The 10,513-nt window shown below is 56.0% G+C and carries 6 protein-coding genes; 3 read left to right on the top strand and 3 right to left on the bottom strand.

Going from position 1 to position 10,513, the window contains the following annotated elements:
- Positions 1-166: 166 nt before the first annotated feature.
- The 3 genes from VMJ32_15500 to VMJ32_15490 all read right to left on the bottom strand — a co-directional run bounded on the left by VMJ32_15500 (position 167) and on the right by VMJ32_15490 (position 5,743).
- Positions 167-760, bottom strand: coding sequence for a hypothetical protein (locus tag VMJ32_15500; GenBank protein HTQ40430.1), 594 nt, complete (start codon positions 758-760; stop codon positions 167-169).
- A gap of 43 nt (positions 761-803) precedes the next feature.
- Entirely contained in the window at positions 804-1,463 is a 660-nt protein-coding gene (locus VMJ32_15495; protein HTQ40429.1) for a hypothetical protein, read from the bottom strand.
- A gap of 92 nt (positions 1,464-1,555) precedes the next feature.
- Complete coding sequence (locus VMJ32_15490) at positions 1,556-5,743, bottom strand: hypothetical protein (GenBank protein ID HTQ40428.1); 4,188 nt, start codon at positions 5,741-5,743, stop codon at positions 1,556-1,558.
- A gap of 336 nt (positions 5,744-6,079) precedes the next feature.
- Here VMJ32_15490 and VMJ32_15485 point away from each other — a divergent pair, with 336 nt between their 5' ends.
- From VMJ32_15485 to VMJ32_15475, 3 genes are all read left to right on the top strand, one after another.
- Positions 6,080-7,369, top strand: coding sequence for a PQQ-binding-like beta-propeller repeat protein (locus tag VMJ32_15485; GenBank protein HTQ40427.1), 1,290 nt, complete (start codon positions 6,080-6,082; stop codon positions 7,367-7,369).
- A 178-nt stretch (positions 7,370-7,547) separates the two neighbouring features.
- Positions 7,548-8,630, top strand: coding sequence for an AI-2E family transporter (locus VMJ32_15480; protein ID HTQ40426.1), 1,083 nt, complete (start codon positions 7,548-7,550; stop codon positions 8,628-8,630).
- Positions 8,631-9,203: 573 nt separating this feature from the next.
- On the top strand, positions 9,204-10,513 hold a 1,310-nt coding region (locus VMJ32_15475), incomplete at its 3' end, for a hypothetical protein (GenBank protein HTQ40425.1).

The following is a 10,513-nucleotide window of genomic DNA, read 5'->3' as shown; positions in this document are numbered from 1 at the left end:
CCCACAACTCGTCTGGTAATAATTTACCTGCCATGGCCTTCATCCCTCCGTGATTCGACTTGATCCGAAACACAAAAGGACATCATATTGATCCCTACTCAACAACCAACGCAAGATTAGTTTTGTCCGGTGGCTCTAAGTAACAAATGCACTGAAACGTCGTCTATTAAGGTGCCTGAAGTTTTGTTTCTGCAATTTCGTGCGCATTGACTCTCACTGGAAACACATCGCTTATCGTACCCCTCACAGTAAGTCGCGCACCGGATTGATACCTCGGCAAACGTGAATCATAGTCAACTTCTATGGTAGAGGGCTCGCAGAGAGTGCGTTGGTGCGGGGCATCCGGCACAACAAAGATGATTGTAAATCCATTGTAATCGGGATTATTGAAGCCGATTACTTTGACGTGCCACAGGACATCTCGTCCCATTATTTCTTTTGTGAAATTCTTCTCTTTTTGTTTATGTTCTTCTGTTTGCCACACGGGATCATGTGCATCCCAACAATAGAATTGAAATACCTTCAAAAGTAGCTCATCGTCATCGCTCAGTTGTTCTGGATTAAATTTTGATTTCGCAACTAGCTTTTCTGGTCCTGGTGCGACTGTATCTTTAACCACATCTTTCGCAACAGCGTTTTCTTTCGACGCGTTTTCTTTATTGGCTGGTCGAGCAAAAAACAGTGCCAACACTGCAAAAACAGCAACGACTGCTGTTGAGGTGAAAACTATGTATGACCGTTTGGTGTGTTTATCAACCACTGTTCGATTTTCCGTTGAATGATACTGATGATCCTGTTTCACCCTATTTGTGCCTTTGCCCAAGTTTGACTAACTCATTTTTATAGATGCAGAGAAAGTCCTCGGCATAAACGCAGAGCCGGATGTTATCAAGAGGCGGAGATTGCAAGCCTCTGAATTCAGCTGGAATTGCGTTAATTGTCACTTTCCCCTCACTCTGTTCAAGATGCAGATTATCCGCACCAATTTTTGCACCCGCATGAAGGTATACAAATTCCGGAAAGATATTCTTTTTTGCACCAATGCGGACGGCAGTATCGTAAATGGCTAGTTTGCCAAAGCCGCTGAAGTTTTTTGTCTCACGCTCTATAAGCTCTTTCAAATCTGCAAATGTGTGACACGCTCCAATAGCATTCTCCTTCGTTACCAAATACTTTGCGATGCCCTCACAAAACTCTCGCCCAAGTCGGTGTTGGTGTCGATACATCCTCTTCTCGGTATCGGTCGGATCAATTGCAGCAGCAGCAAAATGAATAGCTTTAGCAAGTGATTTGAGGCTTTGAAAAGCTTCGAGCATTTGACGCAACGCACGATGGTGCATCCTATAACATCGCACCAATACCGCTAGACTTGTGGCGTTAGAACCGCAGCAATCATCCGGTCTGCAATCGCCAATATTAGATGCTTGGGTCATAGTAGTATCCGGCGCTTTCTGGCTTTTCATCAGTCAAGACTTTGACATTAACGATAATACTCGCCGGGTGCCACTGCTGGACAAGCCAGCAGTGGCACCCAACACCGTCGGCAACGGAATTCTCACCGCGAAATTTCCGGCGGCGTGTCCCAATCGGAAAGTTGTAATTGAATTTCATCCCACGTCAAACGCACCCGCGGCGCCGCAATCAGCGATTCATCTTCAATATCCCGACCCGCAGGTTGTTGGCATACGCGGTCTGCTTCCTCTTCAAGCACTTCCAGCCAATCGGGCAAGTCCAGACCCGCGCCGCACGGTTCGTCGGCCAAATCGCCGGCTTCTTGCTCCAAGAGGGCGAAGGCGGTGGGTTGCTCGCCGCGGCGGGCTTCTTCTGCCGCAGGTTGCACCAACGCGCGCACACGATCGATGACTAGCGGCCGCACAAACCGTTCTCTCAATCGATCAGCCACGGTCGACAGCCGCATGCCATATTGTGTTTGCAATTTGGCCAGCCGCGTCAGTTGTTGATCGGCGACTTCCGTGGTCCGTTGCGCCATGATTCGTCGCCACAATTCGGCCGGCCCATTTAATCCGCGCCGGATGAGAACCTCGTGGGCCATAATCACCGGGCGTAAATTCCAGTGGATGCGTTCGTAGCCGACTTTCACGCGCAAAAAATCGAGCAGCGTGTACAGCATTTCGCCCCGGTCCGATTGCGTGGTGGTGGCGTTGTAGTCGCGGTACTCAGCGTAGTTTTCCACGATGACTTCGATCACCAGCGACAAATGTTTTTTCGCTTCTGCCCGCGACAGGCCGTGATCTAATTCTTTCACCAAGAGCAACGATTCCTCGGTTTCGTCGGCTTGCACCAAACGCTGCAGCCACGCATCCACGCCTTGGTACAAAATCGCCCGCAAGTTCCCCAATTGAAAAAACTGCTGGGTGAATAAATCGTGGCCGTAGCGCTCGATGAATTTCACCAATTCCTGCCAGGCTTTTTCCGACGCCACACGTTCCAAGGCCGAGAGCCGTAACGTCCGGCTGTGCGAGAGCCATTCGGAAAGCAGCGCCTCGGTCACTTGTTGCAAGCAGTCGATGAGCTGAAGATCGGCGGTGGCATCGGCCGCCGCGGCTGAATCAGCAGTTGGTCGCTGCTCCGTGTTCCATCCCAACGACGATTCCACCAGGCTTTCCACAATTGCCTGATAACCGATTTCGAACAGCCGATCAAACTCGGTAACTGCGCCGGCGCCGGGCGAATGTTCCTTTTCCATCACCCGCGCTACTCGCAATAATTGACACGTCTGGCGCAGCAATCCCAACTGCGGCAAGCGGCGGAGCATTTCTCGAAGGGTTTGTTGGAGCGCGCGAGTAGCGGCGATTTTTCGGGCATCGCCGCCACGAGCCAGCGGTACATAAAGCAACGGCTGACGGGCCACTTCGACCAAAAACGTTCCCCAGGCTGCACGCACGGCCTGGACATTGCCTGCCATGATAGCGGAAATCATGGCGATGGTTTGCGGTCTGGGCGTGAACGCATCAGACTTTTCGTCGCTTGTTTCTTTTTTTGCTACGGGCTGCGCGGCGGTTGCCGGCGAAGCTGTGGCCGGGGCTTTCGAAGCCGATGCTTCTGCTCCGTGCGCTGTCGAGCACACAGCAGCCAGTGAAAATTCTGCTTCGATCGTGGCAGTGAGGGTGGCGATAACTTTTTCCAGCAGCATTTCGCGAGTGAGACGACGCCGGTCGTATTCCAATAGCGCATCGTAGCTGGCGGATGAGATGGTCAGGGGATAACGCTGAATGTCCGCGGTCAGAACAAGCAACTGCTGGCGGTTTTTTTGTGCCCGCGCCAACCATTCCGAGGGAACCGCCAAGGACGCGTGTTTTAATGCAATCGGCTCTTTCTTTCGGCTTTCCAACTTCTGCCCACTGTCCGGCGGCGTCAGCATTCCGCCTGATTCCGTTTGCGCTAATCGCTGATTACTGCCGAGCACCCAGGCCACCAGTTTCCACTGGGCGGCCAGCATAGCCAGAAAAGCCAATCGCGGGGCAAGCCGGCGTAGCTCGCATTCCAGTTCGTCGTTCGAAGTGTCGCCCGCTCCGGGAACCTCCAGCATGTCGGCATCGGTTCCGTCGGCAGTGCTGTCACGGTAAACCATATTTTCGTAGGCGGCGCTGAACAAATCGTCTTCATGTTCCTCGTCTTTCTGCCCAGCGTCATTCTCGTCGAAATCATCTGCGCTGGTGCCGGTTGCGGTTTCCAGAGTGCGCGAGGGCGGATGGCTGCCCGGAAATTCGCCCGATTGCCACTGCGGTACTACCCAGAATTGCTCGGCGTTAGCTTCGAGATGATCGAAAAACTTTAGCGCCAGCGAGCGATCGTTTTGCAATTCCGCGCCAGCCGCAGTCGAGGCTGCCAGCGCAATTTGCAACCACCGCATCGCAAGCGCGTAAAAACTGGGTGCGCCCTCGTCCAGACGGACCGTTTCTGCCTGGCTCAGCCAGTGCATCAGCAGCGCCATGGCGGCCTGCAGATCGGGTTGCGCTAACAGAACTTCAATCACGCGGCTGTACGCCTGCGGAGAATCGAACTGTTCCACATAAGGGAGCCAAAATGCAACTTGGCCAGCGGAATCCCCCGCTTTGTGCCAGGCGGCCAGTGCGTCGGCTACGCGCTGGGAAGCAACAACAGCCTCGCTTCCGAAAATATGCCGCACGCCTTCCACCGCGGTGGTGGCGAATCGATCCCACCAATTCGCCGCTTTTCGAAACGCTCCAGCAATACGCTTTTGCAACGTCATGTCGTCGGCCGTGGCGCCTTCGTGCCACAGCCGGGCGTAAAGAGCGAAAAGTTGCTCGACCAGGTCAAACAGTTCGTCGACGCGCGGATCAGGAATGCTGTTTTCCACCGCCGGAAACAAACTGAATTGTCCACCGAAGCCGAGGATGTTCCACGGGTCAATGACAGCCCCGCATGCGATGGCTCGCTGCAACAAATCTTCCACTTGCGGCAGCACCGCGGCGGCATCCTGCAGACGATCGGCGTCGGCCAGGTGGTGACCTGTCGTCAACAAGCATTGGATTTGGCATGCCATTCGGGCTGATGCGGCAGGCACAATTTGCGATTGCCGCAGGGCGGCTTCCGAAAAACCCAATCGCGAGAAAATGAGCGCCAATCGTACGTGCTGTAATTGCAGGGCGCGGAGTCGGGCCAGTTCCGCGTTCAAATGTTGCCGCGCGCCGGCAAACGGTTGGCGCCGCGCGGCAGCCTCCGCTTCTAATCGCTGTCGATGTTCTCCCTGCAGTTGGGCAAGCAGATGTTGATAGAATTCGTCCCGGTAACGCGCTATCTTTGGCAACAGCGTGGCCAACGAGACGGAAGAATCGTGCGCCTCCGGGCCGTTGCCGGTGGTGCCGGAGGCCATCAGGATGGTGCCGGCCAAAACCGCTCCCGCTTCAAACAAAACTTGTTCGCGCGGCAAATCGTGCGATTGTTGAATCCGGGCCAGCGCGGCGTCCAACGTGCATTGCTGAATCACAAATCGACGGTAACGGCCTTTGTTGTCGATCAAATGCGGATCCCACGTGCCGAAATGATAATTCGGCCGTCGATTCACCGGATGGTTAAAATCGTAAGCCCGGGGATCGAACGCCAGCTCGTCGAGTGCCGCCAGGTCGAAACCGGCGGCGTCCAACAAATCGGGCGGGGTATTTCGCAAAATGGCTAAGGTCTGCTCGATCAGTTCGTGATATTTACCGCCTGAAACGCCGGTCCCGACAATGTAAAGCGGCGCTGGACGTACCCGTTCGTGGGCATACGGTTCGTGCTTGTGCGTTTCCAACACAGGCACGGGACGATAGCCGATGAAATCGTTGAGTCGGTTCAGAGACTGTTCCACAATTGTCTCGGTTTCATTCCACGGTGCGCCGGCGGCCAGAACTACTTCCGCCACGCGGCCAATGAAAAAGGGTTGCCACAATTCGACGTCGGATTGATGAAACAGCAAATCGCGGTGATGACGGCGATAAGCCGGCAGCACTTCGTCAAATATCAACCGCAGCGCCTGCCGTCCCTGCTCGGCATTCCGGAAAGCAGGACTGCCGGCCGCCAGTTCTTTCAGTTTGTGGGCCAATAAATGCTGTGCGACAGCACACACTTTTCCTGGGGGCGTGCCAGCGTTTTGTATCACCTGCCATAACTCGTCGAGCCGCCGCAAAAATGCCGGATCGCTTGCGCCGGAGGAAAAATTCAAGTACCCCACGATTTCCTGCAGGGGTGCTTGATCGGCAATCTCAAACGACGATGACATCCGGTACTTCCTGAAGCGCGTAGTGAGAAACAAAAGCGGGAGAAGCGGCCAGCGGTCAATGCAGCCATATCGAACCTACAGCATCATGCCGCTGCAACATACGGGCTGATTTCAGTTAGGTTGTTGAACTCAGCTTAGGCTGCCGTCCAAAGATGGTCTAGCGGCCCGATTGGGCCAAAAACCCCAAGCCGGCGATTGCTATCGAATTGCCATCGGTGCAATTATGATGAAATGCGTGGTTCGCACGGGCAAAGTTTGGCAACTTTGCTAGTTTGGCGTTGATTAAACCACAGGCTTTTTGGATTTGCCGCAATATTTAAAGATGCGAAGGTGATCATGATCCGCTACTTAGGTTTTGCTCTAGTGATGTGCGGTTTTGCCGCGCAAGGTGCGTCCCATGCGGTCTGGGCACAATCGATGGGCTTTCCATTGATTTCGCAGGAACAGGCGGCGCAAAGTGGGTTCAAGCGCGCTTGGGTAATGCAAGTGCCGCTGGATCGAGCACGTTCCAAAATCACGCATATCAAATTGCAATCCGGCTTGCTGCTGGCGGTTACCAGCGAAAGCATGCTGTATGTCATGGACGCAGAAAGCGGGCAAATTTTGTGGCCGTTCCGCATCGGCATTCGCAGATTCAATGCCCTCTCCGCCAGCGCCAACGAATCATACGTGGCCGTGGCGAATACCGCCCGGCTGTTTGTGTTGGATCGCGCCACCGGAAATGTAGTGCTCGATCGTCAAGTCACCGGTACCCCGGAACGCGGCCCCGCGCTCACGACCGACGAGGTTGTTTTGCCCTTGGTAAACGGCGGGTTGGAAATGTATTCCCTCTCGACGCTTAAAAATGCGAAATTACCGGAAAACGTTTATCCCTCTTATCAACCTTCGGCGGGAAATCTGGTCGGAGAATTGAACACTACTGATTCTGCCCTCGCCTGGGCTGGAAATCTGAACCAGATGTATGTTCAATTGTTTGGCGCCAAGGCTTCGGAATTCCACAAACTTATTTCCGAAGGCATTAGTTCGGGCCCGACTTTGTTTGGATCACAGGTGTATGTGGGCACGGAAGCAGGATACGTGATTGCGTACTACGCTGATATCGAAGAGGAAAATCTAAACGCAGCAAAATCGACGCAGCCTGTTGTTTTCCACCTTTTGGGCGACGAATTATGGAAATTCTCCGCCGGTTCGCCGATTCGGCAGCGGCCCATCGCCACCAACACGGCGGTTTATGTGTTGCCGGAAGATGGCGGCATGTTCGCGCTCCGGCCACAAACCGGCGAAGTCATGTGGTTTGCTCCCGACCCCGTGCAGTTGGTGTCGGTCAGCCCGGAACGGGTGTACGCGCGCGATCAATACGGGCGCGTCGCCATCTTGGACGCCAAGACCGGAGCCCGCATTGATACGTTCAGTTTGCCGCAACCCCTGAAGACGTTGGTGAACGATCAAACGGATCGAGTGGTCCTGTACACCGACGAAGGTTTGATTCAATGCTTGCACGAGACCGGGCTTGAACAACCGTATCTGAATATGGCTCCAAAGGTCGAGGCGCCGAAAAAAGACGCCGCCAAGCCTGCAACCGCTCCGGCCGAAGGCGCCGCTGCTCCTGCCGCGGCCGGCGGCTAGCCTGTCGATTTGCACCCCTCCGCTGCCCGCGTTTGAATCCGCTCTGTTTTTCCCCGGAAATTCTGCTAGCCCTGGCAGCCGCTTGTGCGATAAACTCTTGGAACTTGCCCAGGCAAGGCAACGGGGAGTTGTGGGCGTCACTTGCCCATCGCCAGTTCCACTTTCCAGAGAATAAACTTTGCCAGCAGCACCCGAACCGCCGATTCGCGCTGAATTACGCGTTCATACCCTGTGCCTTTGCTTGCTCACGGTGGTGGCCGTCGGTTTTGCGCTGTGGTGGTTGCAGCCGGTCCTGATTCCGTTTGTGATGGCGGTTTTCCTGGCGGTTGCTTTTATGCCGCTGGTCGATGTGCTCGAAGTCCGCTGCCGCCTGCCGCGCACCATCGCCGTATGTGTCGCCTTGCTGTTGGCCGTGCTGGTGCTCTTGGCGACAGGCGTGCTGGTCTACAACGCCGGAGAACAATTCACCAATGAACAAAATCTCAAACAGTATCAAAACCAATTGGACTCCATGATGAAGGGTTTAGCCGCCTCGCTCCCCTTGGAGCGGTTCGGCATCGAAGAAAGCGACTTCCTCTCCACGATTGGACAGTTCCTGCAAAGCGGAGTCGAGGGCGTGCTGTCGGGTGTGCCCCTGGCTTTGGCGGCCGTGCTTTCCAAAAGTGGCTTAGTGCTGATCTTCCTCTTTTTCCTGCTCATGAGCAGCGTCAAGCGCGATCGCCCAATCGGCGGCGCCTGGGGCGAAATGGAGGGGCGTATTCGCAGTTACATTCTCACCATGACCACGCTCTCCGGCGTGACGGGCATTCTGGTCGGCTTCGTGCTCTGGCTGTTCGGAGTGCAAGCCGCCGCGGTGTTTGGATTGCTGACGTTTCTCTTGAATTTCATTCCGAACGTCGGTTCCTTTATTTCCATTATTCTGCCGATCCCCATTGTCCTTTTGACAGGAAAATTGAGCGGGTTAGAAAAGTTTTTGGCCATCTGCATTCCTGCGGCGATTCAGTTTGTCATCGGGAATTTTTTCCAGCCCAAGCTGATGGGCAGTCACATGCGGTTGCATCCGGTGGCAATCTTGGTGGCCTTGATTTTCTGGGGCATGCTCTGGGGGGTGGTGGGCGCCTTTTTGGCGGTTCCCATTACCTCCATCATCCGCATTGCTTGCGATCGGCACCCGCTCACTCGCCCGGTGGCCAATCTCATGGCCGGCCGCTTGGACGCCTTGCGAGAAGAACCGGTGGTGGTCGCCAGTGATCCCTCTTAACGTCAACCGGCCCGCGCCATCACCCAACCGCGACTGCGGAGCTCCGTTTTCCGGGCCGCGCTGGAAGTCGCAAAATTAGGAAGTTTGCAGCCTGCAGACCCTATGGATGTGGCCGTCGAGCCGCCCTGTAATTCTGGCGAAAACCTCGGCTTTTCTGGAATTCTCCAGCCGTCTTCCTTGCCCAGCCGCTACATGCTTCGCCATCCGCAATCTTGCATTGCCCGAAACGGGCGATTAGGCTCAAGCGAATAGGCTTTACAATCCGCCTTATGGTCGGCACCCAGCGAGTTTGGCATCCCGGCGGTTTCTTCCCGAATGTTTGGCTCGCGGCTGACGCCTCGGCGGAGGATGATTTTCGACCTCCGACGCGCAGGGTTTTTGGGCCGCGTCAGAAGGGCATGGCTCGTGGGGCGATGAGCCTGCCCGCGGGCGGTGGAGACTGCCGGCATGTCGATATGGTCTGACTGGGCACTCCTGAATTTCGGGCCGCTGCGCGCCCGCCGGACCAGGCGCTCGCGGAGCGCCTCTGCTCGACGATGGCAGCGCGCGATCGAGCGATTGGAAAGCCGCCGCGTGCTCAGCGTGACCTCTAGTTTTTTTGCCGGTGCATTAACGATCAATCTGACCGATGCCGATAACGTTGCCATCTCGGCGGTCGGCGGGAACGTGCAGTTGACGATCAACGGAATCGGCGGATTCAATCCCGATACCGGCGTAGCACAGGCGGCCGACGTCAATTCGATTGTCGTGACGGGGACGGGCGATTTCGATAACACGATCGACCTGACCGGCGTGAACCAGTCCGATTATTCCATGCTGGCCACGGTGAACTTGGACGGCGGTGAAGGCAACGACCTGTACCTAATCGACCAAAGTATTTTGCCTGCCGCTGCAGTGGTGAGTGTTGCCGACACGGGATTGATTGGAAACGATACGCTGCAACTGACCAGCTCGGGCGCTGGGCCTGAGACCATCGGCATTTCAGCATCAAGCGTGACGCGCAGTTCAGGGCCAACCGTAAGTTACAGCGGAGTGGAAGACTTGTCCGTCAGCGGTACAGCGGCGGCCGATACGTTCACAGTTACGGGAAGCCCCAGCGGCACGACCACGCTGGACGGCCTGGAAGGGGGCGACACTTACACCATCACGCAGAACCTGCTGGATGGACCATTAACCGTCAGCGACAGCGGCGCCAGTGGCACGGACAGTTTAACGAGTCAATCGACCGCGGCCGGTCCGGAGGCAATTGGTGTGACTTCCAGCACCGTCAGCCGCACGGCTAGTTCGCTGATCACTTACAGCGGCATCGAGAACCTCAGCGTCAGCGGCACGGCGACGGCCGACACGTTCACCGTCATCGGCAGCCCTAGCGGCACAACCACGCTGGACGGCCTGGAGGGCGGCGACAGTTATACGATTGCGCAGAACTTGCTGGGTGGCGCACTCTCAGTGAGCGACAGCGGCGCCAGCGGGACGGATACGCTCAGCAGTCAGACAACGGCCCTCGGACCGGAGATGATTGGTGTCACTAGCACGACCGTCAGCCGGACGGCCAGCCCGTTGATTACTTATAGCGGCATCGAGAACCTCAGCGTCCAGGGCACGGCGGCGGCCGACACATTTACGGTCACGGGCAGCCCCAGCGGGACGACCACGCTGGATGGCCTGGGAGGGGGGGACACTTACAGCATCACGCAGAACCTGCTCGGGGGATCGCTTTCCGTCAGCGACAGTGGCTTGATCGGCACCGACAGTTTAACCAGTCAATCGACGGCGGCCGGCCCGGAGATAATTGGGATCAACGGCACGACGGTCAGCCGTACGGCCAGCCCGTTGATTACTTACAATGGCATCGAGAACCTCACAGTCAAGGGCACAGCGGC

It is taken from the genome of Pirellulales bacterium, assembly GCA_035499655.1.
In the GTDB taxonomy this organism is placed as follows: Bacteria; Planctomycetota; Planctomycetia; order Pirellulales; family JADZDJ01; genus DATJYL01.
The sequence above is the reverse complement of the archived record's forward strand: the minus strand, read 5'-3'. Positions and strand labels throughout refer to the sequence as shown.